The sequence below is a fragment of the Mycobacterium sp. IS-1590 genome (assembly GCF_001500025.1).
Classification (GTDB): domain Bacteria; phylum Actinomycetota; class Actinomycetes; order Mycobacteriales; family Mycobacteriaceae; genus Mycobacterium.
The window spans coordinates 99,836-125,326 of record NZ_LQIW01000005.1 but is presented as its reverse complement, the minus strand read 5'-3'; the positions used below and the strand labels follow the sequence as shown (position 1 = coordinate 125,326).

The 25,491-nt window shown below is 66.2% G+C and carries 23 protein-coding genes; 11 read left to right on the top strand and 12 right to left on the bottom strand.

Annotation, left to right across the window (positions count from 1 at the left end; translation table 11 throughout):
- Positions 1 to 39: 39 nt before the first annotated feature.
- Positions 40 to 1,284 (bottom strand): cytochrome P450, encoded by a 1,245-nt coding sequence (locus AU197_RS06305; RefSeq protein ID WP_082696534.1) that lies wholly within the window; start codon positions 1,282 to 1,284, stop codon positions 40 to 42.
- A gap of 524 nt (positions 1,285 to 1,808) precedes the next feature.
- Between AU197_RS06305 and AU197_RS06300 the strand changes: the two genes are divergently transcribed.
- Positions 1,809 to 3,254, top strand: a complete 1,446-nt coding sequence (locus AU197_RS06300) for an ICP22 family protein (RefSeq protein WP_064401668.1) — start codon at positions 1,809 to 1,811, stop codon at positions 3,252 to 3,254.
- Between the two features lie 8 nt (positions 3,255 to 3,262).
- On the opposite strand, the gene AU197_RS06295 is transcribed toward AU197_RS06300, so the two are convergent.
- Positions 3,263 to 4,177 (bottom strand): NAD(P)H-dependent flavin oxidoreductase, encoded by a 915-nt coding sequence (locus tag AU197_RS06295; RefSeq protein ID WP_064401667.1) that lies wholly within the window; start codon positions 4,175 to 4,177, stop codon positions 3,263 to 3,265.
- Positions 4,178 to 4,295: 118 nt separating this feature from the next.
- Here AU197_RS06295 and AU197_RS06290 point away from each other — a divergent pair, with 118 nt between their 5' ends.
- The 3 genes from AU197_RS06290 to AU197_RS06280 are packed head-to-tail and all read left to right on the top strand — an operon-like array spanning position 4,296 to position 7,083.
- The gene (locus tag AU197_RS06290) at positions 4,296 to 5,345 is read left to right on the top strand and encodes a Rieske 2Fe-2S domain-containing protein (protein ID WP_064401666.1); all 1,050 of its coding nucleotides are present in this window, start codon (positions 4,296 to 4,298) and stop codon (positions 5,343 to 5,345) included.
- Positions 5,342 to 6,433 (top strand): NAD(P)H-dependent amine dehydrogenase family protein, encoded by a 1,092-nt coding sequence (locus AU197_RS06285; RefSeq protein WP_064401665.1) that lies wholly within the window; start codon positions 5,342 to 5,344, stop codon positions 6,431 to 6,433. Before AU197_RS06290 ends, AU197_RS06285 begins: the two co-directional genes overlap by 4 nt.
- 2 nt (positions 6,434 to 6,435) lie before the next feature.
- Positions 6,436 to 7,083 carry a TetR/AcrR family transcriptional regulator gene (locus AU197_RS06280; RefSeq protein WP_064401664.1) on the top strand — a complete coding sequence of 216 codons (648 nt, stop codon included), beginning with the start codon at positions 6,436 to 6,438 and terminating at the stop codon, positions 7,081 to 7,083.
- Between the two features lies 1 nt (position 7,084).
- On the opposite strand, the gene AU197_RS06275 is transcribed toward AU197_RS06280, so the two are convergent.
- From AU197_RS06275 to AU197_RS06265, 3 genes are all read right to left on the bottom strand, one after another.
- Positions 7,085 to 7,960 (bottom strand): universal stress protein, encoded by an 876-nt coding sequence (locus AU197_RS06275; protein ID WP_064401695.1) that lies wholly within the window; start codon positions 7,958 to 7,960, stop codon positions 7,085 to 7,087.
- Between the two features lie 97 nt (positions 7,961 to 8,057).
- Positions 8,058 to 9,182: an acyl-CoA dehydrogenase family protein gene (locus AU197_RS06270; RefSeq protein ID WP_064401663.1), complete on the bottom strand. Its 1,125-nt coding sequence runs from the start codon at positions 9,180 to 9,182 to the stop codon at positions 8,058 to 8,060.
- Between the two features lie 11 nt (positions 9,183 to 9,193).
- Complete coding sequence (locus AU197_RS06265; protein ID WP_064401662.1) at positions 9,194 to 10,432, bottom strand: acyl-CoA dehydrogenase family protein; 1,239 nt, start codon at positions 10,430 to 10,432, stop codon at positions 9,194 to 9,196.
- Positions 10,433 to 10,566: 134 nt separating this feature from the next.
- Here AU197_RS06265 and AU197_RS06260 point away from each other — a divergent pair, with 134 nt between their 5' ends.
- The gene (locus AU197_RS06260; RefSeq protein ID WP_064401661.1) at positions 10,567 to 10,968 is read left to right on the top strand and encodes a PAS domain S-box protein; all 402 of its coding nucleotides are present in this window, start codon (positions 10,567 to 10,569) and stop codon (positions 10,966 to 10,968) included.
- Position 10,969: 1 nt separating this feature from the next.
- Here AU197_RS06260 and AU197_RS06255 read toward each other — a convergent pair whose 3' ends face one another.
- Together AU197_RS06255 and AU197_RS06250 are read right to left on the bottom strand one after the other, a co-directional pair.
- Positions 10,970 to 11,629 (bottom strand): ScbR family autoregulator-binding transcription factor, encoded by a 660-nt coding sequence (locus AU197_RS06255; RefSeq protein WP_064401660.1) that lies wholly within the window; start codon positions 11,627 to 11,629, stop codon positions 10,970 to 10,972.
- 67 nt (positions 11,630 to 11,696) lie between these two features.
- A complete protein-coding gene (locus tag AU197_RS06250; protein WP_064401694.1) occupies positions 11,697 to 12,380 on the bottom strand; it encodes a TetR family transcriptional regulator in 684 nt (227 codons plus the stop codon).
- Between the two features lie 522 nt (positions 12,381 to 12,902).
- On the opposite strand from AU197_RS06250, the gene AU197_RS06245 reads away from it, so the two are divergent.
- Positions 12,903 to 13,784, top strand: a complete 882-nt coding sequence (locus AU197_RS06245; RefSeq protein WP_064401659.1) for an FAD-binding protein — start codon at positions 12,903 to 12,905, stop codon at positions 13,782 to 13,784.
- Here AU197_RS06245 and AU197_RS06240 read toward each other — a convergent pair.
- Genes AU197_RS06240 through AU197_RS06230 form a run of 3 tightly spaced genes read right to left on the bottom strand, consistent with a single transcriptional unit; the run spans position 13,731 to position 18,462 of the window.
- The gene (locus tag AU197_RS06240; protein WP_064401693.1) at positions 13,731 to 15,530 is read right to left on the bottom strand and encodes a putative bifunctional diguanylate cyclase/phosphodiesterase; all 1,800 of its coding nucleotides are present in this window, start codon (positions 15,528 to 15,530) and stop codon (positions 13,731 to 13,733) included. The genes AU197_RS06245 and AU197_RS06240 overlap by 54 nt on opposite strands.
- A 47-nt stretch (positions 15,531 to 15,577) precedes the next feature.
- A complete protein-coding gene (locus AU197_RS06235; RefSeq protein WP_064401658.1) occupies positions 15,578 to 17,716 on the bottom strand; it encodes an Rv1355c family protein in 2,139 nt (712 codons plus the stop codon).
- A complete protein-coding gene (locus AU197_RS06230) occupies positions 17,713 to 18,462 on the bottom strand; it encodes a hypothetical protein (RefSeq protein WP_064401657.1) in 750 nt (249 codons plus the stop codon). Before AU197_RS06230 ends, AU197_RS06235 begins: the two co-directional genes overlap by 4 nt.
- A 292-nt stretch (positions 18,463 to 18,754) precedes the next feature.
- On the opposite strand from AU197_RS06230, the gene purU reads away from it, so the two are divergent.
- Positions 18,755 to 19,651, top strand: coding sequence for a formyltetrahydrofolate deformylase (purU, locus tag AU197_RS06225; RefSeq protein ID WP_082696533.1), 897 nt, complete (start codon positions 18,755 to 18,757; stop codon positions 19,649 to 19,651).
- Between the two features lie 33 nt (positions 19,652 to 19,684).
- On the top strand, positions 19,685 to 20,137 hold the full coding sequence (locus AU197_RS06220) for a MaoC family dehydratase (protein ID WP_064401655.1): 453 nt from the start codon (positions 19,685 to 19,687) through the stop codon (positions 20,135 to 20,137).
- A 25-nt stretch (positions 20,138 to 20,162) separates the two neighbouring features.
- Here the strand turns inward: AU197_RS06220 and AU197_RS06215 are convergent, their stop codons facing one another.
- On the bottom strand, positions 20,163 to 20,984 hold the full coding sequence (locus AU197_RS06215; protein ID WP_064401654.1) for a mycofactocin-coupled SDR family oxidoreductase: 822 nt from the start codon (positions 20,982 to 20,984) through the stop codon (positions 20,163 to 20,165).
- Positions 20,981 to 22,162 (bottom strand): acyl-CoA dehydrogenase family protein, encoded by a 1,182-nt coding sequence (locus AU197_RS06210; protein ID WP_064401653.1) that lies wholly within the window; start codon positions 22,160 to 22,162, stop codon positions 20,981 to 20,983. Before AU197_RS06210 ends, AU197_RS06215 begins: the two co-directional genes overlap by 4 nt.
- Positions 22,163 to 22,341: 179 nt before the next feature.
- On the opposite strand from AU197_RS06210, the gene fabG reads away from it, so the two are divergent.
- Genes fabG through AU197_RS06195 form a run of 3 tightly spaced genes read left to right on the top strand, consistent with a single transcriptional unit; the run spans position 22,342 to position 25,489 of the window.
- On the top strand, positions 22,342 to 23,082 hold the full coding sequence (fabG, locus tag AU197_RS06205) for a 3-oxoacyl-ACP reductase FabG (RefSeq protein WP_064401652.1): 741 nt from the start codon (positions 22,342 to 22,344) through the stop codon (positions 23,080 to 23,082).
- 2 nt (positions 23,083 to 23,084) lie between these two features.
- Complete coding sequence (locus AU197_RS06200; RefSeq protein ID WP_064401692.1) at positions 23,085 to 24,299, top strand: acetyl-CoA C-acetyltransferase; 1,215 nt, start codon at positions 23,085 to 23,087, stop codon at positions 24,297 to 24,299.
- Positions 24,296 to 25,489: an acyl-CoA dehydrogenase family protein gene (locus AU197_RS06195; protein ID WP_064401651.1), complete on the top strand. Its 1,194-nt coding sequence runs from the start codon at positions 24,296 to 24,298 to the stop codon at positions 25,487 to 25,489. The genes AU197_RS06200 and AU197_RS06195 overlap by 4 nt, the downstream gene beginning before the upstream one ends.
- The last annotated feature ends 2 nt before the right edge of the window (positions 25,490 to 25,491 follow it).

The window sequence follows — 25,491 nt, the reverse complement described above, 5'->3', positions numbered from 1 at the left end:
TCAGGGCGAAGATCTGATCTCGTGCGTATCGCTCGTCCGTCAGTCCACCACAGCCGGCATCGACTCCCATCCACGCACGGTGGATGTCGGGCTGAGCTCGGCATCGGCGAGGTCGACGTGCCAGTCCGGGAATCGTTGAATGATCTCGTCCAGCGCGATGCGTCCTTCCAGTCGTGCGAGCGCGTTGCCGAGGCAGAAATGCGTGCCCACCCCGAAGCCGAGGTGCTGACGTGGCCGCCGATGGACATTGAACTGCTCGCTGTCTGCACCGAAGCGTCGCGGGTCACGGTTGGCCGCACCGACGATCAACATCATCGCGCTGCCCTCGGGCACCGTCTGGCCGTAGTACGTCACGTCGCGGCTGACATACCGGCAGACATGCGGGGCGGGCGGCTCGAAGCGCACGACCTCCTCGACGGCAGCGGGAAGCAGTGACCGGTCGGCCACCAGCGCGCGCCGCTGCTCGGGGTGATCGGACAGCAGCTTGCCGGCCCAACCGATCAGCCGGGTGGTGGTCTCGCTGCCTGCCGTCGCGATCACCTGCAGGTAGAGCAGGAGCTCCTCGCGGCCCAGCCGCCGCAGCGTGCCGGTCTCGTCGACGAACTCGGCGTTCAACAGTTCGGTCATGATGTCGTCGCCGGGATGTCGTGCCCGCCAGTCGATGTAATCGGCGAAGACCTGCCCGGTGGCGATGGGGCCGTCGGGGTTGTCGGTCATCTTTCCACCCCGTTCGGTGCGGATCGTCGACTCGCCGTGTTCGATCACATATTCCTGGTCGGCCTCCGGGATGCCCAGCAGCATGCCGATCACGCGCATGGGCATCTGAGCTCCGAGATCCTTGACGAAGTCGAAGCGGCCGGCACCGACCAAGGGGTCCAGGCAACGGGCGGTGAACTGACGGATCTTCGGTTCGAGCGCGTTGACCTTCCTGGGGGTGAAGATCCGCGACAACAGCTTGCGGTGGATGTTGTGGATCGGCGGATCCTCGAAGATCAGCGTGCCGGGTGGGATGTCCAGGCCGGCCTTGATGATCTCCAGCACCGCGCCGCGCGCCGAGCTGAACGACTCGTGGTCGAGCAGCGCCGCGTCGACGTCGGCGTAGCGGCTCAGCGCATAGAAGTCGTGCTCGGCGTTGTAATAGAGCGGCGCGTGCTCGCGGATCCGCGAGAACATCGGGTAGGGGTCGAAGTTGAGATCGGCGTCGTAGGGGTCGTAATGCACGGCACCCTCGTCGACGGCGCTGTTTCGGCTGTCTTGCACGCCTTCGTCGGCGCTCACCGTCATCAGCGTTCCGCCTTTCCCGGGACTCGCTCGAGAGCGGTGCCCGTCACCTGCCACCGGTTCGTGGACAGTCTGTCAGCGCTCGTCCGCGGCGGGGCTGTTTAGACTGTCCGCTTAAAACCACGTGTCCTCGCCCCAGCGGACCGTTTCCCCGGCTACCAATTGGCCACCAAGATCAAAGTTCCGCCGGTTTAATTTCGCCATCGCGGGACGGGTCTGCCCAATCGGGCCTCCGACTCGGTCCTCGCGGTGTCACGGCGACCCGGTCGCCTACCTCGACCTGCCGCGATGGCGTCCGGAGAGGCTGAGCTCGTCTACCCCGGGAATCTGGTGCCGCCATTCGCGACGTCGACTTCAGAACCGGTCGCGGGGACTTTGATCTTGAGCCGCCATTCGCGATGGTTCTTCGGTCGGCAAAGATTTGCAGCGACCCGCTCGTAAACGTCATCAATAGCTCTGTATTGCGGGGCTATTTCTGTGTAACAATCGTCTTTCAAACCCTCTCTCGACGAGGGTTCTCTTTTCGAATGGAGGCGATCATTCCCACGTCACCTTTGCGCCTCACGGCGGGTGTGTGTGTACTCGCTACCGGATTGCTGTTCGGGGCCGGTGGCGCCATCGCCAGTGCTGACGACTCAGGTAGCGCGGGAACGAGCGGCTCGACCGGGGCCAGCCAGGGAACCACCACCGGCACCGACGGTTCGGAGACTTCGGGCGCGACCACCGGCACCGCGGCCAACACCACTCCGAAGATCGACCGGCGCTTCCGGCTTCGCATTCCCGACTTCTCTCGGCTTTCCCCCTCGCGGCAAAACGGATTCAACCGCCCGACGACCATCGTGCGCGGCGGCGTCGACACCACCGCGAAGACGGGGTCGAAGTCGGAGGACACCGAGCTGACCGCGGACGAGTCCGAGGCCGGACCCGCCGACGACGCCAAGACCACGCCCGCCGGGTCCCAGGGCACCGAGCTCGGCGTCGAGACGCAGACGACCGAGGACGGAACCGCGCCCGGAACGCAGGAACTGGCGACGGACACCGACCCCGCTGCCGAGGAGTCGGTGCCGACGGTGCCCGCCGACGGCTCGGGAAACCAATCCGGCTCGAACTCCGCCGCAGACGACGCCGCGTCGCCGACCCCGCAGACGGGGGCGACGCCCGCCGTTGAGGTCGACGCCCCTGCGACGCCGGAAGCCAAGGCCGATCCGCTGACCAACGCGTTCGTCACGATCAACGGCGCGATGGTGACGTGGTCGGAGTCGCTTGCCGCGTTGCAGACATCGAAGACGCCGGTCCGAGACGCGATCGCCTCGCTGCAGACCATGCTGACGACGGTGGCCGGTGCAGTCACCCGGGTGCCGTCGGACTTCTACGCCATGCTGGGCATCCCCGCCTCGGCCGGTCCGCCCCAGTCGTTGATCGGTGGAAGCGGCACCCTGGACGCCCGGAAGGTGAACGCCCCGACCGGCGGGACCCTGGTCGGGCCTCATCCGGGCGAAGCCACGCATCCCGTGGCCCCCGCGGACAGCGGCTCGCTGTTCGGGACGATGGCTCCGCGTCCGGTGCAGAACTCGGTTCCCACCAGCGGCGCCGTCCAGCCGCTGTCGGTCTCGGGAACGGTTCCGCTGAGCACCGCCGCCGCGCCTGCCAGTGCGAAGTCCATCTTCGAGCACGTCATCGAGGCGGTGCTGGTGCCGGCATCGCTGACGGCTCTGGCTGCCATGGCACTGCCGGGCGTCGGCGCCTTGCTCATCGTCGCCGCGGCGGGCATACGTGTCGGCTACCGGCAGGCGAAGGCCGCTGTCGCCTTGCGGGCCTCCGGTATCGCGCGGTTCGCGGGGCCGGGCCCGTTGGGCGTCGTCCGCTCGGGTTCCATGGTCGCGCTACGTCAGCGCGCCCGTGGGCCGCGCACCAAACGCGCGGTGTGTCCGGAAGCGGATCGCATGGCGCGCAGCCACGAACACGTCGCCTAGCCCACCGGCTACATCCTCGATTTGGCGTCGGTCAACGCCGCATCGATCTCGGTCCATGTGCGCCGCACGATGTCGGCGACCGGCAGCAGCTCGGAGATGCGGGACGAGACCTGACCGGTGTTGGCCACACTGGCGTTCATATCGCCGTCGAAGTACAACTCGGTGATCTTGCCCAGCAGGCGTGCGCCCGGGTCGTGAGCCGCGACCCGCGCGGCCAGCCCGGTGCGCAGGACGCGCATCGTCGGGTTGCCGGGGACGTCGAGAAGCACGGTGCCGGAGTCGTCGGCCGTCACGATCGCGTCCTTGAAATTCGCGTGCACGGCCGACTCGAGGCTGGCCAGCATCCGCGTCCCCATCTGGACGCCCTCGGCCCCGAGGACCAGCGCCGCGGCCGCCGACCGGGCGTCGCACATGCCACCCGCCGCGATGATCGGCAGGTCGACGCTCTCGGCGACCAACGGAAGCAACACCATCGTCGAGGCGCCCAGCAGCGATTTGAACCCGCCGCCTTCGACGCCCTCGACCACCAACGCGTCGACGCCGGCATCGGCCGCCTTGCGTGCGCCCCTCAGGGATCCGACGACGTGCACGACCGTCATGCCGACGTCGTGCAGGCGTGCGGTGAACAAGGCGGGATCACCTGCCGACGTGAAGACGTGCCTCACCCCGGCCGTCGTCAAGGTGTCGACGATCGAGGGGTCGGCCTTCCAGCCCTGGATCATCAGGTTGGCGGCGACCGGCTTGTCGGTGAGGTCGCGCACCCGGTACAGGTCGGCGCGGCCGTCTTCGGTCAACGTCTCGATCATGCCCAGGCCACCGGCCTCGGAGACCGCCGCGGCGAGTTCGGCGCGCGCGATGTAGGTCATGGGCGCCTGCACGACGGGGTAGTCGACGCCGAGAAGCTCCTGGATTCGGTTGGTCACCTGGCCATTCTGCGGTGACGCGTGCGCACCGGCCAGAGCACCCTGGCCATTTTTACATTGAGTGCTCTATCATTTGTCGGACCGAGACCCAGTGGCAGCGCAGCCCGAGAGGACGTCGATGGCCAAGCCACCCCTGTCGATGAAGCCGACCGGATGGTTCCAGGTCGCGTGGTCGGCAGAACTCAAGCCCGGCGACGTCCGGCGGATGAAGTACTTCGACCGCGAGATGATCGCGTGGCGAACGTCGTCCGGCCAGGCGGTGGTGATGGACGCTTACTGTGAGCACCTCGGCGCCCATCTGGGCTACGGCGGACACGTCGAGGGCGATGTGATCGAGTGCCCGTTCCACGGCTGGCAGTGGAACTCCGACGGCCGCAACGTCTGTATCCCGTACCAGGACCGGCCGAACCGTGGCCGACGGATCCGCAGTTACCCCGTCGCCGAACGGAACGACTCGATCTACATCTGGCACGACATCGACGGACGCGCACCTCATTTCGAGGCGCCGGACATCTTCGGCAGCTTCGGCGACACCCGCACCGCCGCCGACTATTACCCGCCGATGACCCTGTTCCGCGAGGGCCTGGAACTGCATCCTCAGTACGTTCTGGAGAACGGCGTCGATTTCGCTCATTTCAAGTTCGTGCACAAGACACCGATCGTCCCGGTCTTCACCCGCCACGACTTCGCCGAGCCATGGTCGTATGTCGATTTCACCATCACCTTCGAAGGCGACGAGACCCAGTCGATCGAGGACGTCCGAAGCGGTGTGGAAGCCATCAACGGGGGGCTCGGCATCGCGGTGACGAAGAGTTGGGGCATGGTGGACAACCGGACGATCTCGGCGATCACCCCGGTGGACGACCGAACGTCGGATGTCCGGTTCATGGTCTACATCGGCCGCACGCCCGGCCGCGACGACCAACGGGCCGAGGCCAAGGCCACCGAGTTCGGCGCCGAAGTCATCCGCCAGTTCACCCAGGACGTGGACATCTGGTCGCACCAGCGCTATTCCGACCCGCCCGCGCTGGCGACGGCCGAGTACGAGGGTTTCACCGCGTTACGCAAGTGGGCGACCCAGTTCTATCCCGACGGCCGCGGTGGCAATGCCGCAGACCTCGAAACATCCCGCGCCACAACGTCGTCTGAGAAAGGTCGGACCCGATGACCGCACACCCCGCCCGCCCGACACGTGTCTTCCAGGTTGCCACCGGAAACCTCGGGACCGAGATGATCAAGCGAATCGGGGAGCATCCGGACCTCGAACTCGTCGGATTGCATTGCTACACACCGGAAAAGGTCGGCCGGGATGCCGGTGAGATCGTCGGCATCGGCCCGGTCGGAGTCCGTGCGACCGGCACCATCAAGGAGATCGTCGCCGCCGAACCCGATGTCCTGACGTTCCACGGCGTGTTCCCCGATGAGGACCTCTACGTCCAGGTCCTCGAGGCGGGCATCAACATCGTCACCACGGCCGACTGGATCACCGGCTGGCACCGCGACACCAACCATCCGCATGCCTCTGGTAAGCCCGTCTCCCAGCTCCTCGAGGAAGCGTGTCGCAAAGGTGGTTCCACGTTCTACGGCACCGGCATGAACCCCGGCCTCAACCAGATTCTGGGCGTGGTGTGTTCGGCCGACGTCGCCGAAATCGAGAACGTCACCACGATCGAGTCCGTCGATGTGTCGTGCCATCACTCGAAGGACACCTGGATCGAGGTCGGCTACGGCCAGCCCGTCGACGATCCCGAGATTCCGGGCAAACTGGAGAAGTACACCCGGGTGTTCGCCGACAGCGTGTTGATGATGGCCGACTGCTTCGATCTGAAGCTCGACGAGGTCAAGTTCAGCTACGAATTGGGCGCCTGCACAAAGGATGTGGACCTCGGCTGGTATCAGCTGCCGAAGGGCTCACTGGGCGGAAACTACATCAAGTACCAGGGCATGGTCGATGGCGTCCCGCGGGTGGAGACACATCTGGAATGGCAGATGACACCGCACACCGATCCGCACTGGGACATCAAAGGCTGTTACATCACCCAGATCAAGGGTGACCCGTGCGTGTACAACAAGCACATGATCTTTCCGAAGCCCGGCGTGGACCTGTCGAATCCCGAGGCCTTCGCCTCCATCGGGATGACGGTCACGGGAATGCCTGCGCTGCACGCGATCCGGTCGGTGGTGGCCGCGCCGCCGGGGTTGATCACCAGCGCCGACCTGCCGCTGCGCGGCTTCGCCGGCCGCTTCAAGAGGTAGTAATGCCTCCGACCGTCAGTGTCGCGCCGCGCCGCCCTCCCAACGGAAAGCAGGTGCGCGCGGACCGGACTCGCGCGATGGTCATCGACGAGACGGTGCGCTGCGTCCTCGAAGAGGGGTTCGCCGCGGCGAGCGCCAAACACATCACCGAACGCGCGGGCGTGACGTGGGGGGTCGTCCAGTACCACTTCGGTGACCGGGACGGGTTGTTGATGGCCGTCGTCGACGAAGGCTTCGGGCAACTGGTGGCCTGCCTGCACGACGTGCAGGCCGCGCTGGGGGAGCACCACGGACGCGCGCGCACCGAACTGGTGATCAACGCCGTTGCCGACGCCTTCCTGAGCCCGACATCCATTGCGGCGCTGGAAATCTTGATCGCCACCCGGACCGGGCGCGCCGATGCCCAGCAGCGTCACCTGGCGGAGCTGTTCTCGACACTGACCCGGCTCGGCCGTTTCGTCGCCGAGGGTCTTGACCGCAGACACGCCGACGCGGTGGGCAACCTGATCTGGACCACGCTGATGGGAGCGATGGTGGCCAAGATGGCGGTCGAGGAACCAGTCGACGTCGGTCGTGAGCTGCGGGCGTTGACCGAGGTCGTCACCGCCTACGTGCAGCTTCAACTCGACGCGGCTGCCACCGCGGGCTAGTTCACCGCGGCCGGACGACGATCACCGGCGCCTTCGCCGCCTGCGCCACCTTCGCCGCGACCGAGCCGAGCACAAGGCTCGAGAACCCGCCCCGGCCCCGGCTGCCGACAACGACGAGCTGGGCATCGCCGGACGCCTCGACCAGCCGTCGTGCGGGGTCGTCACTGACGATACGGCGCTGCACCTGCACATCCGGGTACCGTTCCTGCCAACCGGCGAGCCGCTCGGCGAGGATGCGCTCTCCGCCGTCCTCGTAGCGTTCCCAGTCGCTTCCGATGGCAGGGAATGAGGCATCGCTCCACGCGTGCAGCGCGATCAGTCCCACGTTCCGCCTCGAGGCCTCGTCGAACGCCAACTCGGTGGCTTCTTCGGACGCAGGCGAGCCGTCGATGCCGACGAGGACGGGGGCGCTGGTGTCGACGGCAGCAGCGTCGTCGGTGCGCACGATCGCGATGGGACCCTTTCCGTGGTGCAGCAGACCACTGCTGACCGAACCGAGGAAGACCCGGCCGAGTACACCGAGGCCCCGCGACCCGGACACGGTCATGTACGCATCGCGCGAGGCGGTGACGAGCGCCGCGGGCGCGGCGGCGTTCATGATCTGTGTTTCGACGGCCGGCGGCTCCTTGTCGCCCGCGGCGGCCTGCACGGTTTTCTGCGCCGAGTCGAGGATGTCGCGGCCGTTGGATTCCATCGACTCGATGTAGCTGGCTTCCAGATACGCGACCGGCCATGTCACGACAACAGGGGTGATCGCATGGAGCAACCGGACCGGTTCGTCCCGCAACAGGGCTTCGTGGGCGGCCCACCTGATGGCTGCCTCCGAGTCCGGTGATCCGTCGGCACCAACAAGAATTCCGCTCGGACCGGCAGCCATGATCTCTCCCTTCGCCACCTTGGCGGTTACCGAGTCCACGTTAGGCGGTCGGCGGTCCGTGTGGACAGGGCCAATGGTCCTCATGCCCTCGCAGGGGTCAGATCCTGGTCAGCTCCGCGTACCGGGTGACGTGGAAATCGGTGGTGCCGAACTCGTACTGAAGCGCTGTCAGCCGCTTGAAATAGTGGCCGATCGCGAGTTCCTCGGTCATGCCCATACCGCCGTGCAATTGAACGGACTGCTGTCCGATGAACCGCGCGGCCCGACCGACGGTGACCTTGGCGGCCGAAACCGCTCGGGCCCGCACATCCGGTTCGGACTCGAGGTGCAGGACCGCCAAGTACGCGGCGGACACCGCCTGCTCGACCTCCATGTACATGTCGACCATGCGGTGCGCCAGCACCTGAAAACTGCCGATCGGCTGGCCGAACTGCTGACGTTGTTTGGCGTATTCGACGGTGTCGGCCAACACCTTCCGCATGCACCCGACCGCCTCGGCGCAGACCGCGGTCGCACCTTCATCGCGTGCCTGAGCCAGCGACGGCCACGCCGCGCCCTCGTCGCCGAGCAGCGCGTCGGCCGGAAGCCGAAGGCCGTCGAACGTGACGTCGGATGCCCTGCGGTCGTCGATGGTGCGGTAGTGGTGAGCCTCGACAGCGTCTCCCGCCGACTCGAGATCGACGAGGAACAGCGAGATCCCGTTGGTGGTGCGCGCGGTGATCAGAAGGTGGGTGGCCAGAGGTGCGCTCGTGACGACGATTTTGGACCCGCGCAGCACCCATTCGTCACCGTCGCGCTCGGCGCTGGTCGTCACGTCCGCCCAATTGTGGCCGGACGCCGACTCGTTCGCCGCGAGCGCGACGATGGCCGTTCCCTCGACGATCCGTTCGAGCAGCGCCGAGGCCGGTCCGCCGCCGGCACGCCGCAGCAGGCCACCGGAGACGACAACGGTGTCGACGTACGGCTCGACGACCAACGCATGCCCGAGTGCCTCGGCGATGACCATCACTTCGACCGGCCCGCCGCCGATTCCGCCGAGGTCCTCGGGCAACGCGGCACCGAGGATTCCGAGCTCGTTGGCGAACCCGGACCAGATGTCGGGCTGCCAACCGGCACCCGACTTCGCCGCCGCGCGGCTGCTCTCGAGCTCGTATCGACTCGACAAGAATTTGTTCAAGCCGTCGCGCAGCAGCTCTTGTTCCTTGCTCAGGTTGAAGTCCATATCAAACCCCCTCAGAGTCCCAGCGCCGCTTTGGCCAGGATGTTGCGCTGAATCTCGTTGCTGCCGGCGTAAATCGAGCCGGCCCGGTCGTTGAAGTAGCGCAACGGTGCGACCGCCTGCCAGGGTTCACCGCTGAGATATCCGTCCGACGGCGGTTCGAACTCGGCTATCGGTCCGCCGGGGCAGGTGGCGTGCGGCTGGTAGACGCGGCCCCGCGGCCCGGCCGCTTCCATGGCGAGTTCGGTGATCGCCTGGCTCAACTCGGTCGCGAGCACCTTGAGCATCGACGAAGCGGCACCGGGGTTCTTACCCTCGGCCACCGTCGCCAACACCCGGTACTCGAGGATCTCGAGCACCTCGGTGCGGATCCGTGCGTCGGCCAGCTTGCGGGCGAAGCCCGGGTCGTCGATCAGGCGGCCCCCGCCGGGTCCCGGCTCAGTGGCCGCGACGGTGGCGATCTCCTGCGCCATCACCTGCAGCGCCGGTGACGACGCCCCGCCGCCGCGTTCGAACTCCAGCAGGTACTTGGCGACGGTCCACCCGTCGTCGATCTCGCCGAGCACGTTGGTCGTGGGCACCCGCACCTCGTCGAAGAAGACCTGGTTCTGTACCTCTTCTCCGGATGTCATGACCAGAGGCCGGATCTCGATGCCGGGGGAGGACATGTCGATGAGCACGAACGTGATGCCCTGCTGTTTCTTCTGGCCTCTCGACGTGCGCACCAGAGCGAACATCCAATTGGCCTCGCGGGCGTGCGTCGTCCAGATCTTGCTGCCGGTGCAGATGAGGTCGCCGGCCGATTCATCGAGGACCGCCGCCATGGACAGCGCGGCCAGATCGGATCCCGCCTCGGGTTCGGAGTAACCCTGACAGAAGAAGACCTCGCCGGTGAGGATGCGTGGCAGAAAGAAATCCTTCTGCGCGTCGGTTCCGAATTTGATCAGAGCGTGGGCGACCATGCGGATCCCCATCGGGGACAGCGACGGTGCACCCGCGAGCGTCGACTCCCGGCTGAATATGTAGTGCTGGGTCAGGCTCCAATCGCAACCGCCGTACTCGACCGGCCAGGCCGGTGCGGCCCAACCCCGCTCGTGCAGGATCTGCTGCCATTCCATGCTCGCGTCGTGGTCGGCGTACACGCTGGTCATGAGGCGACCCGCGCGGCGAAGCTCCGGCGTCAGCTTCTCGTCGAGAAAGCTTCGCACCTCGTCCTGAAACGCCGTGTCGGCCGGTGACCACTTCAGGTCCATCGTCGATCCCCTGTCTCTTGCCGCCCTACACAGTAAACCTAGTTGACTATGTGGCCCGTTCGGGGGCGTTGAGCGATGTGCGCAGCGGCCTGAATAGTGGAACGAGGACGCCGGGGCGGCGGCATAATTGATCCGTGGAGCGACGACGAGACGGTCAGGTTGCGAAATCACCGACGGCTGTTCTCGGGGAGTTACCGGCCTTGGTGGTGCTCGACCGGCTGCCGGTGCCGGTGTTGGCGATTGCAGAAGACGGTGCGATCGTGTTCGCCAACGAGGCGTTCGCGGACATGGTGGGATATTCCGCCGACGCGCTCCGCGAACTGCATTTCCATCAGATCTTCCACACTTTGCCCGCCGATGAGTCCGCGGTGTCGGTGATGCGCGCGCACGAGGAGCTGGTCGTCGAACTGCTGCACCGCGACGGGTCGATTCTTCGGGCCAGGATGAGCAAATCGGCCCTGCGGCGCGGCAGCGACCCGGTCGCGTTGGCCACCTTCCAGGATCTGACCGAACAGCTTTGGGTCGACGAACTGTGAGTCAGGGTTCGAGGGGCGGGGCGGATTGGCGCATCGACTCGCGAGCCAGGTACTGCGTGAAGTAGCTCAGCGACTCGTCGGTCACCAGGGCCGGCAGCAATATCTCCCACACGCGCCCGAGGCGCTCCACCACGTCGGCAGTGGAAGCCATGATCGTGGACAGGAGTTCGGCGCCCACCATCGTTGCGAGAATGGTCTCGGCGACCGCCTGCGGATTCAGGTGGGCTTGCAGATCGCCGTCCTCGAGCGCCTCGACGACATGCGAGGTGATCTCGTCGAGCCAGCGGGAGTAGGTGACAGCCGCCACTGCGTGGAACTCGCCGAAGGCGCGCAGCAGATGGGTGCTGCTGCGGGCGATCTCGTCGGTGGAGAGGAGGCCCACGATGACGAAACTGCTGTGAATGACGCGTTCGAGCGCCGGTGCCGACGACTCCCGGATCCTGGCGAACTCCTGGAACAGGATCGCGCTGCCTTCCTCGATGATCGCGGTGCCCAGCGCCTCCTTTGAATCGAAGTGATAGTAGAAGGCCCCCTTGGTCATCTCCACGCGCTCGATGATGTCGCCCAGACTCGTTGTGGCGTAACCAATCTCATTGAACAGTCCCGCGGCCGAATCGATGATCCGTCGTCGGGTCGCCTCAGATCGGGCTTGGCGCGCCATCGCCGGTACCTCCGGATGCTCCGACGGCCTCAACCGGGTGGAGATGGCCTGGTCGGGGGATCATAGATCATCCGAGCGGTGTTGCCCTCTTCACGGCGACGGCGGTGCGTCGCTTGACGAACTCGGCGAGATACGAGATGCGGTCCGGGGTGGTCAGCCCGGGCAGAAGCAGCATCCAGGCGGACTGTAGGTCCCGCATGAATCGTTCGGGATCATCGAGGTCGCTGGTCTGCCGCAAGCCCATGTACACCGACACCAGGAGACGGCCGATCGCCTCGGCGTCGTCCTGGTCACGAACGTCGCCTTCTTCGACCGCCCTGCCGATGACCCGCGCGTACCCCTCGACCCACCTGCCCAGGAATCCCGACTGCATCCCGTCGGTGCGACCGATGGACTCCAGGAGGTTCAATCCCGCCCTGGCCACCTCGCTGCCGATGTCGTCGATAGCGATCCGAAACGACAGGTCGATCAGCGTCTCCAAACCGGACAGGCGACGTGCCAGTACCTCATCGACCGACGCCCGGGCCTCCTCCATGCGGAGCTCGACGATCGCCGACGCCAGTGCGTGTTTGGAGCGGAAGTGGAAGTACATCGCGCCCTTGGTGACCGCCGCGTCGGCGAGGATGTCGTCGAGGTTGACCCGGCTATAGGAGCTGCGGGCGAACAGACGAGACGCCGCATGGAGGATCTGGAGCCGCGTGGAGTCCGACCGTCGATCGACGTGCTCGGCCGGTGGGGGAGCGCCGTTCAGTGGGAGCCTCGTTTGCCTGAAGTTAACCGACCCAGCGATTCTTCCATCCACATCCCGGGTTCGACGAATTTCGTCCAGTTAGCTGAGTGCGACAACGCCGATGGCCACCTGTTCTTCTGGCATTTTCGATTCTTCTTGCAATCTTTTCGTCTGACTTTTCCAGAATCCCGCACGTCGAATTGTTGTGTCCGACACGTCAAACTCTAAGTCATAGTTAGACCCCCATAACATCCAAAAAGTATGTAAAGTACCCCCCGTGATGACTTTCGGTTCGCGGCGACGTGTATCGCGCCCCGGTGGTCGCACCGCGTCACAGGCCTCCGGCGGTCGCCGGGTCCGGACCTGGTCAGTGTCGCGCACATCGTTTGCTATTGCGTTGCCATTGCCTGTGTCGGCAAACCCCTCAAGGCCGATTACAGGCAATGGCAGCTTGCTGAAAACGGCTGAATCTCGAGGTATGTGCGGATCTCACATCCGCGTGCAGCCGGACCGTAAGTTGTAGCGACTCTGGAGAAGTTAACGGTGCAGTGGGACGACGAAGTCGATGTGGTGTGCGCCGGTGCCGGCGCGGCCGGGCTCGCACACGCCATCGTGCTCGACGATCTCGGTGGTGATGTGTTCATCGCCGACTGGGGGGTGGCGGAGTGCAACTGGCTCGACACAAACGCGGCCGATGCATGTACCCGGGACTTCTTCGCAGAGATGACGTCGGATCTGGGCCCGCCGCACGGCCGCTCCCAGGACCTCGGCGTGCCGATCCGCGCGGTGCTCTCGCACCTGTCCGCCGACACGGGCCGCACGGTGGCACCGTTCGTCGGTGCGCGCTTACGCGAATGGGCCGCCCAATGTCTGGCGACGCCGTTCGGTTACCTGTCGACCCGGTTGCCGGACTGGAGCGCGACGAGCGTTCAGGCGTCGGATGGCCAGATCCTCGAGGTCCTCGAGATCGGCGCCCTCTCCGCCGATTCCGAAGATCTCGCCGGCTCCGTGCTCGATCTGCTCACCAAGGGTGTGGCCGACCGCGGCATCGAGGTGCACTCCGACCATGCGCTACAACGCCTGGTGTTCGAGGAGGGCGTCGCGGTGGGCGCGGTGTTCGCGACTCCCGCCGGTCCGGCGGCAGTGCGGGCGCGCCACGGTGTCACGGTCACCAGTGGAGCCGTGCAACTTCCCAAGGTCGATCGGCGATCGGTGTCGGGTGACCTCGTGCGCGTCTGCCTCGTTGGACAGCGTGCCAGCAGGTTCGGCCGCCTCGAGGTGCTCACCTCCGAACCGCCCGCAGTGTCCGGGGCGGCCTGCCATGCGCGCGGTCGCCGTCTGCAATCCAATCTTCGTGAGACGTACCGCCACTCAGGATCGTGGCGATGCGGCAAAGTCCACGGGTATCCGTCCCTGGGCGAGTAGCGACTCCATCTCGGCACCCGGCAGCGGACGCGACAACAGGAATCCCTGCGCGCGGTGGCATCCATGCTCGAGCAGGATGCGGGCGGCCTCCTCGGTCTCCACGCCCTCGGCGACGAGCTGTAGGCCGAATGCCTCGGCCAGCGCGATGATGGCGCGCACGATCGCAAGATCGCCGGGATTCTCCCCCAAGTCCCGGACGAAGCCCCTGTCGATCTTCAAGGTGTCGACGGGCAGTGACTTCAAATGCGACAGCACGCTGTAGCCGGTGCCGAAGTCGTCGATGGCGACCTGCACCCCGACCTGTTTGAGGCCGGCCAGCGTCTTGCGGGTGGTTTCGATGTCCTGCACCACGACGCTCTCGGTGATCTCCAGGCACACCGATCCGCCGTCGAGGCCGAACTCGCCGATGGTCGCAGCGACCGACTCCACAAATCCGTCGCTCACCAGTTGGACCGGCGAGACGTTGATCCTCAGCACGGCGTCGCGGCCGACACCGTGGGCGCGCCACCGCGCGAACTCGCGGCATGCGGTCCTCATCACCCAGCGTCCCAATTCGCCCGCGAGATTGATGGATTCGGCCACGCCGATGAACGAGCCGGGCGCGAGCAGGCCACGCGTCGGATGTTCCCAACGGACCAAGGCCTCGGCGGCGAGGATCTCGCCGGTGCGCATGTTGACCTCGGGCTGATAGTGCAGCAGAAGGGCACCCGTTTCGATGACGTTGTGCAGGTGAAGCTCGATGTCGTTGCGGAAATCGGACTCCATCGACATCTGATCGGTGAACACCGCGACCTCGTTGCCGCCGGAGGCCTTGGCGGTCAACACCGCTTGATCGGCGCGCCGCAGCAGGTCTGAGGTGTCGTCGCGGCCCGGCTCGCCCAGCGCCACGCCGATGCTGACGGTCCGGGTGAGCCTCTCGCCGTCGACCGCCACCCGCTCGTTCAACGCCGTTTGCATCCGGAAGGCCAGTTCCCTGGCGGTGTCGACGTCCGTCGGCCCGGCAGGCACGGCCACGAACTCGTCGCCACCGAGCCGGGCGAGGAACGTGCTGTCGCCGGCGCTTTGACGCAGCCGCTCGGCCAGCACGCGAATGAACCAGTCTCCGGCGGTGTGGCCCAGGTAGTCGTTGATGGCCTTGAGCCGGTCCAGATCGAAGAACAGCACCGAGACCGGCCCGGGTTGTCCCTGCTGAAGACGGGCGTCCAGGTGCGCCAGCAGCGCGCGCCGGTTGCACAGTCCCGTCAGGTCGTCGTGCTCGGCCAGGTAGCGCAGGCGATCCTCGGCGTCGACTCGCGCCTGAACCTGAGCGAACAACGACGCAATCGCCTTGAGCGCGTTGAGTTCCTCCGGCGTCCAGTCCCTGTCACCGAACTTGACGAATCCGAGCACCCCGGATGTGATCTCGCCGGAGAGCATCGGCACGCAGGCCATCGATGTCGAAGGAACCTGTCGGCCCTCGGCGATGGTCTGCTGGTACTCCTCGGTCGACGGCTCGGGGCGGAACACTATCGGTTCCTTTTGGTGCTCACACCGGGCGAACACCGGATCGGCATCGGCGAAGTACACCACCCCGAGCGGGTCGGGATCCGGAATTCCCGGGCGCACCGGCCACTCCGCGACTAACACCGACGCCCGGATCCGGTGATCGTTGTGGCGCAGGAAGCTGACGTCGACACCGAAGTACTCGACGAGATCGGCCAGCACACGCTGGCTCACCGGCACCGAGGTCGCGGCGTTCACACCCATCAGGTGCGTGGCGACCGAGGTGACGAGGTTCTCGAGGCTGCTGGGCACTAACCCTCCCTGACGCCGTCGGCGCTGTCGCGACGGTAATGACTGCGGCGCCGGCTTCGGACCGAAGGGCGGGCCGCGTAAGCCAACCTGAGGATCAACGCCTGCGATTGCGCCGTACCGGTTCCCGCGAGTTGCCGGAAATCATATTGCAGCCTGCCGAGGTCGTCGGCGAAAGCGGGCGAGACCCGGCGGCGGTCCTGCTCGTCGAGCACGTACAGAAACGGTGGTGAAACCGGTTGTACGGCAAGCCCACGCTGCTGGGCCCGGATCCACACCGACTCGACGGCCGCCCCGGCGCGCGCGTAGTCGGTGAGCCGGCGCCCGGTCACGGAGATGACGGCGAGACCGGCGCATTCGCGTACGCGGCGCCCAGTGTCGTCGCCGAGGGCCCGCCCACCGTCCCACTCCTTGACATGGCTCATCACCTCCGGTCGCCGCAGGATGTCGAGCATCACCAAGTCCGACGGAGAGAGTTCGAGTGTCCGTACGTCGATGCCGTCATCGAGGGAGGGGGCGTCGGACCATCGCAGTTCGGCGAACATCTCGGCGTGCAGGCGCGGAGTGAGGTACCGGATGCGGTCGGCGGCAGCCAGGATCGTTGCGGCCGATTCGAGGTCGTCCTGCTCAGTCAGGACGCTCAGCCGGGCACCTTCGGCCTCCGCGGCGGCGACCAAGGTGGCGATCGTGTCGGTGGGTATTGGCGCCGCGTTGCCGAGATGCCGATTCGTCTCCCGGGCCAGCATCGGTTCGTACAGCGATGCGAGCTCGGGATCGTCGCCCGGCTCGAGATGCACCGTCGCGATCAACGGGGAGGCCTCGTCGCCGCGTCCGTACTCCACCTGCGCGGTCATGTGATGCGAGGCGGCAGCCACGCGCGCGTTGAAGGCCGCGGCGCCGACGGCGACGGCGCTGGCCCGGAAACCGACGTCCATCGTCGTCGTGAAGCGCGTGTCCAACGAGACCCTCGCCGATTCGGCCGTCACCTCGATCCGCCACGGCTGAGCATTGCCGCCCGAGGGCGCGCGCTGCGCGGCGGCGGCGATCGCGGCCGTTGCGTTGTTCGGTGGGTCCTCGGCGGACGGGTCGTCGACCGGGTGCTCGGCGGCGGGCACGACCGGGGTCTGGAGGCGGTCGAACACCTCGGCGATGTCCATCCGCGCCCGTCCGGACGGGAGATGCTCGCCCAGGCCGATCCGCCGGACCGCCTCGGCGACCAGGCTCGTGTTCAGCGCCACTTCGGAGGTCAACTGCGGCCACGTCGACAAGGTCTGCCCCACCTCGATGAGCGAGGCCGCCATCCTGCCCGAAACCTGGCTCGCCTCGGCCAGGCGGAGCGAGTACGGCAGCTTGTCGCTGCTGCTGAGATTCGCGAGGCCGGCCGCGTCCAGGTCTCCGACAAGGCCGTGCAGGATCGGCCGCGCCGGCTCGAGGTCGAACCGCTCGACATCGAGCAGCGCGCGATCGCTGGTCGACATGAGCACCGGGATCCCGCGCTCCCGTGCGGCCTCGCGGACCAGCAGTTTGGCTTCCAGGGAGTCGCATTCCTCGATCACGAGGTCGAGGCCGTCGAGGAATTCGTGCACGGTTCGCTCGTTCACGCCGGAGACGTCGACCCGCACGGGTAGGTACGGATCGAGTTCGGCGATCCTTCTGGCGCAGGCGATCGCTTTGTTCACCCCGAGGTCGAGCACCGAGGCGGGCACCCGGTTCAGGTTCGTCAGATCCAGGTCGTCGAAGTCGCTCAGCCGCAAGCCACCGCAGAGCCCCTGGGCCGCCAGCGCGTAGGCGATCGTATGACCCACACTCAAACCGACGACGCCGACCTCCAGACCGCCGAGCTTCTTCTGTTCGGCAGGCGTGATCAGGTTTCGGTTGCGGTCCAACCGTACGCGTCGAAATCCTCTGGGGCCCAGGATGCTGGCCGCCGCGCGCCGCCACGGATAGAAGGCCCAGCGAGTCGGTTCAGCGAGAACCTCGTCCGGCGGTGGCGGCCGGATTTCGCGCAGCACCCGCCGTTGTTGTGCTGCGCTGTCGACGAACTCGATGCCCGGGTCTGACCGCAGTTCGGCGAGGACGGGATCGTCGGCGCGCAGAACTACTGCATTGCAGGAACTCGAGTCGTTGTCCCCGCCGATCACCGCTCCGTCCCGGTGGCGGCCGATATCCCGGCCGCCTTGTGAACGGGAGCCAGCATCTGCTGTTCGGCGAAATACAGCGAAAGCTGTTTGGGGTCGGCATGTTTGGCGAACGTGGCACGATCCCACCACGCCAGTCGGGTCTCGTAACGCTCGTCGGGATACGGCGTCGGAGGAATTTTCGTCGCCAGGATGCCGCCGGACGAGAGCCACCGCTTGAGCACATAGGAGGCCGCGGTGGCGACGATGAACTGAATGTCGAGAAGCCCCATCGCGTGCAGCGGTGTTCGGGAGATGGCGTAGGTGAGCTGACGGTTGCGATCGGGATCGTCAGTCACCCATGCGGTTTTCATCTCCACGACGCCGAATGGTAGCCGGTCGCTGATCATCTTCCGCACCGCGTCGAAGCCCGGTTGGCCTTTCCACTCCAGCAGTGCATGGGCCTCGTCGGCCGACTGGTACGGCCCCTTCGCGCGTAGGCCGCCGACCACCTTCCCCGACCGGTCGACACAAGCGGCGAACAGGATGGTGTCCGAGCCTGTGTGCAACGCATCCATGTCGAGTGCTTTTGCGACACCGTGCTTGGTGTAACTGCGTGTGGCTCCGTGCACGAAATCGCGCCAGAGCTCGGGCTCGACCGCGGGGTGCGCAAAGGTGATTGTGCAGTCGGTGTCGGAATCCCAGAAACTGGGAGTCTTTCGCAAACTGGCGGCAACTTCGCTGGCGGGCCGGATTTGTGCAATGGTCATAATCATCCGATCATCGGGCAGTTCCCTTGTTCAGGTCGCTGCTGATTACGTGTGGATTTTCCACATCCATCTGAGTATCTCGCCGAGTGCTGTTTTATTACCAGCAAGCGCACTGATCTTGTTGTGAAAAAGCATGTTGTCGGTGCGGAAAAGATGTCCGGCATGGTGCGGTGGATCGCGTACAGCTAATTGTCGAGGGCCCGGTGTGGAATGGCTTGGGCACGCCCGCGGATTCGGTGCGCAAACGGTGGTTCACCTGCGCTTGCGGCAGCCGAGTGCCACGCTGTGAGAGGTGACCGGAGGATATCCGAGTCGGGGCGCAGGGAACCTACCCGTTAAGGATGTGGGCAGGTTGCTGCTTCGCTGTGTGGACCGGCCCGGATTGGTGGCGGCTGTCAGCGCATTTCTCGCCGCCGCGGGCGCGAACATCGTGTCGCTGGACCAGCACGCAACCGAACAGTCGGGCGGCACATTCATGCAGCGCACCATTTTTCATCTGCCCGGCCTGACCGCCGCCCGCGATGACCTCGAACGCGAATTCGCCGAGCAGGTCGCCGTACCATTCGGTATGGACTTTCGGCTCACCGAAGCCGCGAAGCCCAAGCGGGTGGCGATCATGGCGTCCAAAGAAGACCACTGCCTGCTCGATCTGCTGTGGCGCAACCGGCGCGGCGAGCTCGACATGTCCGTGATCATGGTGATCGCGAACCATCCCGATCTCGCAGATCAGGTGCGGCCCTTCTCGGTTCCGTTCCTCTACGTACCCGCCAGTAGGGAAATCCGCGAGGACGCCGAACGTCGTCAGCTCGACTTGCTGTGCGGCAACGTCGACCTGGTGGTCCTGGCGCGCTACATGCAGATCCTCACGCCGCGATTCATCGCCGACGTCGGGTGTCCACTCATCAACATCCACCATTCGTTCCTGCCGGCGTTCATCGGCGCCGCGCCCTACCGGCGGGCCAAGGAGCGAGGCGTCAAGCTCGTCGGCGCGACGGCGCATTACGTGACCGAGGACCTCGACGAGGGCCCGATCATCGAGCAGGACGTGGTGCGGGTCGACCATCGGCACAGCGTGGAGGACCTGGTCCGCCTGGGCTCCGACGTCGAACGCGTAGTTTTGTCCCGAGCCGTGCTGTGGCACTGTGAGGACCGCATCATCCGATTCGGCAACCAGACCGTCGTCTTCTAGCGACGATCCTGTCGCCGGTACGAAGGAGAAGTAGTGAAGAAGTTCAGCGACCTCGACGAGTTCATCGCGGCCGAGGGCAGCCAACTCGGACCCACCGAATGGCTCGAAGTCACCCAGGACCGCGTCAACCTGTTCGCCGACGCGACCGAGGACCACCAGTGGATCCACGTCGACCCGGAGAAGGCGGCCAACGGGCCGTTCGGCCAGACGATCGCCCACGGCTTGCTGACCTTGTCGCTGCTCCCGCACTTCTCCCACCAGCTCTACACGGTCGGCAACGTCGCGATGGCGATCAACTACGGATACAACAAGGTTCGCTTCATCACCCCGGTCAAGGTCGGCGCCAAGATCCGCGCCAGGGCCGAACTGACGAAAATCGTCCAGCTCGACGGTGCCGTGCAGTCGACGATGACCACGACGATCGAGATCGAGGATTCGGAAAAGCCTGCCGCGGTTGCGGAGTCGATCGTCCGCTTCATCCGCTGAGACTTCTCGGCGGTACCGGGTTGCGTCAGTACTGGGTGGAGCCCTGATCCACCGGAATGGCCGTCGCCGTCAGGTGTCTCGAGTCGTCGCCGGCCAGCCAGCACACCACTTCGGCGACGTCCTCGGGCTGCAACACCCAGGTCGGCAGGAACGGCGTCATCATGTGCTGCAGCGAAGGGTTGGTCTCCATCACCTTGGCGATCGCGGTGATCATGTCGCCCGAACCCATCGCGGTATTCACCGGACCGGGGTGAACGCTGTTGACGCGGATCGAATGCTTGCCGAGTTCGGCGGCGAGCGCACGGGCCATGCCGGTGACGGCGTGCTTGCTGGCGGTGTAGTGAATCATGAACGGCTGCAACTTGATTCCCGCAGCCGAGCTGATCAGTATGATGGACCCGCCCCGGCCACCGTCGATGATGTGCTGCGCGCCGGCCCGCACGGTGTTGAAGGTGCCCGCCACGTTGATGTCCATCACGTCGCGGAAATCATCCGGCGTGATCTCGTCCCACACCTGCGGTGGTGAGATACCGGCGTTCGCGACGATCACGTCGAGCCGGCCGAACGCCGCGACACCCTCGGCGACAACCTCGTTGAGGGACTCGGCGTCGCGAGTGTCGGTCTGCGAGGTGATGATTCGCCGGCCAGTGGCCTCGACCAGTCGGGCCGTCTCGGCGAGGTCCTCAGGGGTCCCATGGTCGTAAGGAACGCAGTCCGGGAGCTTTCCGGCGATGTCGACGGCGATGATGTCGGCGCCCTCGGCGGCCATCCGGACGGCGTGTGCGCGACCCTGTCCTCGCGCGGCCCCGGTGATGAATGCGACCCGGCCGGTGAGCGTGCCCATCAGTGCTCCTTCTGCGCGGTCTTGACGAGGTTGGACCCGATGATGAGCCGCTGGATCTCGCTGGTGCCCTCGTAGAGCCGTAGCAGCCGCACATCGCGGTAGATGCGTTCCACGGGGACCTCACGCATGTATCCGCTGCCGCCGTGGATCTGGACCGCGAGATCGGCGACATCGCCGGCCATTTCGGTGCAGAACAGTTTGGCCGCCGACGGCGCCACCCTGCGGTCCTCGCCGGTGACCCACTGGCGCGCGGCGTCGCGGACCATGGCGCGGCCGGCCATCACGCCGGTCTGCTGATCGGCAAGCATCGCCTGCACCAACTGGAAGCTGCCGATCGGTGTATCGCCCTGGGTCGCGGTGGCGGCGTAGGCGACCGACTCGTCGAGCGCGCGTTGGGCGGCCCCGACCGCCAGGGCGGCAATGTGCACGCGTCCACGCGCCAGCGAGATCATTGCGGCGCGATAGCCGATGTCCTCGCTGCCGCCGACGAGCGCTTCGGCGGGCACGCGCACGTCGTCGAAGCTGACGTCCGCGGTCCACGCGCCCTCTTGGCCCATCTTCGCGTCCTTGGCGCCGATCTGGACACCGGCGGTGTCGGCGGGCACCAGGAACACGGCGATGCCCGCGCCATCCGCGTCGGCGGGGCGGCTGCGGGCGAACACGACGAAGAGGTCTGCGGTCGGGGCGTTGGTGATGAACCGCTTCTGGCCCGTGATCACCCAATCCGCGTCGATCCCCGAACCTTGCCGAACGGCCTTGGTGCGCAGGCCCGACGGGTTCGAGCCGGCCCCCGGCTCGGTGAGCGCGAACGACGCCACGACGTCGCCGGTGGCCATCGGCTCGAGCCAGCGCGCCTTCTGCTCGTCGGTGCCGAACCCGACCAGGACCTGTCCGGCGATGCCGTTGTTGGTGCCGAACATCGAGCGCAGCGCCAGCGAGGTGTAACCCAGCTCCATCGCCAGCTCGACGTCCTGCGAGAGGTCCAGCCCCAGCCCACCCCACTCCTGGGGGATCGCGTAGCCGAAGAGGCCCATCTTCTTGGCCTGCTCGCGCAGGTCGTCGGGAACGCGGTCGGAGGCCAGGATCTCCTGCTCGCGGGGGATCACCGCGGTGCGGACGAAGTGACGGGTCTGCGCCAGGATCTCCTGGAAGTCCTCGTCGCTGACTTCGGACGTCGTCATCCTGTGCTCCTCATCCCTCTTCTCTTCTGCGAACGTTGGTCACCGCTCGACGTCTCGGCGAAACCTTGCGCGGTAAAGAGCTTCGGCGCACACCGCCGAACTGGGCGCGATCATATATGAAATATGATGTTCGATTGACGCGGCCCCGGACGGGCCATGACCAGTGAAGGGGTGATCAGGTGTCGCTGTTGGCCGGACAAACGGCGGTCGTGACCGGAGGTGCGCAAGGTCTCGGATACGCGATCGCCGAGCGGTTCATCGCCGAAGGTGCGCGAGTGGTGTTGGGCGATGTGGATCTCACCGCGACCGAAGCGGCGGCCGAGAAGCTGGGCGGCGAGGACGTCGCGCTGGCAGTGCGCTGTGACGTCACCAACGCCGCCGACGTCGAGGCCCTGGTCGGCGCCGCGGTGGAGCGGTTCGGTGGCCTGGACATCATGGTCAACAACGCCGGCATCACCCGTGACGCGACGCTTCGCAAGATGACCGAAGAGCAGTTCGACCAGGTGATCGCCGTGCATTTGAAGGGCACCTGGAACGGGCTGAAGGCGGCGGCGCCGATCATGCGCGAGAACAAGCGCGGCGCCATCGTCAACATGTCGTCGATCTCGGGCAAGGTCGGCATGATCGGGCAGACCAACTACTCGGCGGCCAAGGCAGGCATTGTCGGTATGACCAAGGCCGCGGCCAAGGAACTCGCCCATCTGGGGGTGCGGGTCAACGCCATTCAGCCCGGACTGATCCGCTCGGCGATGACGGAGGCCATGCCACAGAAGGCGTGGGACCAGAAGCTGGCCGAGGTGCCGATGGGCCGTGCCGGCGAGCCGGAGGAGGTGGCCAAGGTCGCCCTGTTCCTGGCCAGCGACCTGTCCTCGTACATGACCGGAACCGTTCTCGAGATCACCGGGGGACGGCACCTGTGAGCATCCGCGAGCCCGTCATATGCGAACCGGTGCGCACGCCGATCGGCCGCTACGGCGGAATGTTCAAGTCGCTCACGGCCGTCGACCTCGGCGTCACCGCGCTCAAGGGGCTGCTGGAACGCACCGGAGTCCAGCCCGAGGCGGTCGAGGACGTGATCCTGGGTCACTGCTACCCGAGCAGCGAGGCGCCCGCCATCGGACGCGTCGTGGGGTTGGACGCCGGGCTGCCGGTGACCGTGCCGGGTATGCAGGTCGACCGGCGGTGCGGTTCGGGTCTGCAAGCCGTCGTCCAGGCCTGTCTGCAGGTCGCCGCCGGTGACAGCGACGTCGTGGTCGCGGGCGGCGCGGAGAGCATGAGCAACGTGACGTTCTACTCGACCGACATCCGTTGGGGCCCTGCGCCCGGCGGTGTCATGCTGCACGACTCGTTGGCCCGCGGACGCACCACCGCCGGCGGCAGGCACTACCCGGTGCCCGGCGGAATGCTCGAGACCGCGGAGAACCTGCGCAGGCAGTACGGCATCTCCCGGGAAGAGCAGGACGAGCTTGCCGTGACGTCGCACCGGCGTGCGGTCGCCGCCCAGAAGGACGGCATCCTGGCCGAGGAGATCATCCCCGTCACCGTGCGCACCCGGCAGGGCGAGGAAGCGATCGACACCGACGAGCATCCGAGGCCCGACACCTCGCTGGAAACACTGGCGAAGCTGCGACCCGTTCTCGGTAAGCAGGATCCGGAGGCGACGGTCACGGCGGGAAATGCCAGTGGCCAGAACGACGCCGCATCGATGTGCGTGGTGACCACGCGCGAAAAGGCCGAAGAGCTGGGGCTGACGCCGCTGGTGCGGCTGGTGTCATGGGGTTCGGCGGGCGTGGCGCCCAACGTCATGGGTATCGGGCCGGTGCCTGCCACCGAGGTTGCGCTGGCCAAGGCGGGACTGTCGTTGGCCGACATCGACCTGATCGAGCTGAACGAGGCGTTTGCCGCACAGGCCCTTGCCGTGATGCGGGAGTGGAACTTCGGCGACGCCGACCGGGAACGCACGAACGTGCACGGCTCGGGGATCTCGCTCGGACACCCCGTGGGTGCGACGGGCGGGCGGATGTTGGCGACGCTGGCGCGCGAGCTGACCAGGCGTGGCGCCCGCTATGGACTGGAAACCATGTGCATCGGCGGAGGCCAGGGGCTGGCCGCGGTGTTCGAGCGGGTGGGCGCATGACCAAACTCGCGCAGACCGTCGGGCTTACCGACGTGCAGACCGAAATCCTCTCCACCGTACGGCAATTCGTCGAGAAGGAGATCATTCCGAACGCGCCGGAGTTCGAGAGGACCGACACCTACCCGCAGGCCATCGTCGATGCGATGAAGGAGATGGGGCTGTTCGGGCTGATGATTCCCGAGGAGTACGGCGGCCTCGGCGAATCGCTGCTGACGTATGCGCTGTGTGTCGAGGAGTTGGCGCGTGGCTGGATGAGCATCTCCGGTGTGCTCAACACCCACTTCATCGTCGCCTACATGCTGCGCCAGCACGGCACCGATGCGCAGAAGCAGCACTACCTGCCGCGGATGGCGACGGGGGAGACACGCGGCGCGTTCTCGATGTCCGAACCCGAACTCGGATCCGATGTCGCCGCCATCCGGACACGGGCCACCCGCAACGACGACGGCACCTATCGGATCGACGGTCAGAAGATGTGGTTGACCAATGGCGGCACCTCCACGCTGGTCGCGGTGCTGGTCCGCACCGACGAGGGGGCCGATAAACCCCATCGCAACCTGACCGCGTTCCTCGTCGAAAAGCCGGTCGGCTACGGCGAAGTCGCGCCCGGGCTCACGATTCCCGGCAAGCTCGACAAGCTCGGCTACAAGGGCATCGACACCACCGAGTTGATCTTCGACGGCTACCTGGCCAAACCCGACGACATCCTCGGCGAGGCGCCGGGGCAGGGGTTCTTCCAGATGATGGACGGGATCGAGGTCGGCCGGGTCAACGTCTCGGCGCGGGCGTGTGGTGTGGGCATCCGCGCCTTCGAACTGGCGGTCCGGTACGCCCAGCAGCGGCAGACGTTCGGCAAGCCGATCTCCGAGCACCAGGCCATCGCCTTCCAATTGGCCGAGATGGCAACCAAAGTCGAGGCGGCCCATCTGATGATGGTCAACGCCGCCCGGCTGAAGGATTCCGGGGAACGCAACGACGTCGCGGCCGGCATGGCGAAGTACCTCGCGAGCGAATTCTGCTCGGAGGTCACCCAGCAGAGTTTCCGGATCCACGGCGGCTACGGGTACTCGAAGGAATACGAGATCGAGCGATTGATGCGCGACGCCCCGTTCCTGTTGATCGGTGAGGGCACGAGCGAGATCCAGAAGAACATCATCAGCAAGCGGTTGCTCGCCGACTATCAGGTGTGACG

Bases quoted from the DNA above. Each gene is read 5' to 3' on its own strand.
- AU197_RS06280 (WP_064401664.1), top strand. From the start codon at position 6,436: ATGCCTCCGACCGTCAGTGTCGCGCCGCGCCGCCCTCCCAACGGAAAG.
- AU197_RS06275 (WP_064401695.1), bottom strand. From the start codon at position 7,960: ATGGCTGCCGGTCCGAGCGGAATTCTTGTTGGTGCCGACGGATCACCG.
- AU197_RS06230 (WP_064401657.1), bottom strand. From the start codon at position 18,462: ATGACCATTGCACAAATCCGGCCCGCCAGCGAAGTTGCCGCCAGTTTG.
- AU197_RS06300 (WP_064401668.1), top strand. From the start codon at position 1,809: ATGGAGGCGATCATTCCCACGTCACCTTTGCGCCTCACGGCGGGTGTG.
- AU197_RS06270 (WP_064401663.1), bottom strand. From the start codon at position 9,182: ATGGACTTCAACCTGAGCAAGGAACAAGAGCTGCTGCGCGACGGCTTG.
- AU197_RS06210 (WP_064401653.1), bottom strand. From the start codon at position 22,162: ATGACGACGTCCGAAGTCAGCGACGAGGACTTCCAGGAGATCCTGGCG.
- AU197_RS06265 (WP_064401662.1), bottom strand. From the start codon at position 10,432: ATGGACCTGAAGTGGTCACCGGCCGACACGGCGTTTCAGGACGAGGTG.
- AU197_RS06305 (WP_082696534.1), bottom strand. From the start codon at position 1,284: ATGACGGTGAGCGCCGACGAAGGCGTGCAAGACAGCCGAAACAGCGCC.
- AU197_RS06240 (WP_064401693.1), bottom strand. From the start codon at position 15,530: ATGGGTGTGAACGCCGCGACCTCGGTGCCGGTGAGCCAGCGTGTGCTG.
- AU197_RS06195 (WP_064401651.1), top strand. From the start codon at position 24,296: ATGACCAAACTCGCGCAGACCGTCGGGCTTACCGACGTGCAGACCGAA.
- AU197_RS06290 (WP_064401666.1), top strand. From the start codon at position 4,296: ATGGCCAAGCCACCCCTGTCGATGAAGCCGACCGGATGGTTCCAGGTC.
- AU197_RS06255 (WP_064401660.1), bottom strand. From the start codon at position 11,629: ATGGCGCGCCAAGCCCGATCTGAGGCGACCCGACGACGGATCATCGAT.
- AU197_RS06285 (WP_064401665.1), top strand. From the start codon at position 5,342: ATGACCGCACACCCCGCCCGCCCGACACGTGTCTTCCAGGTTGCCACC.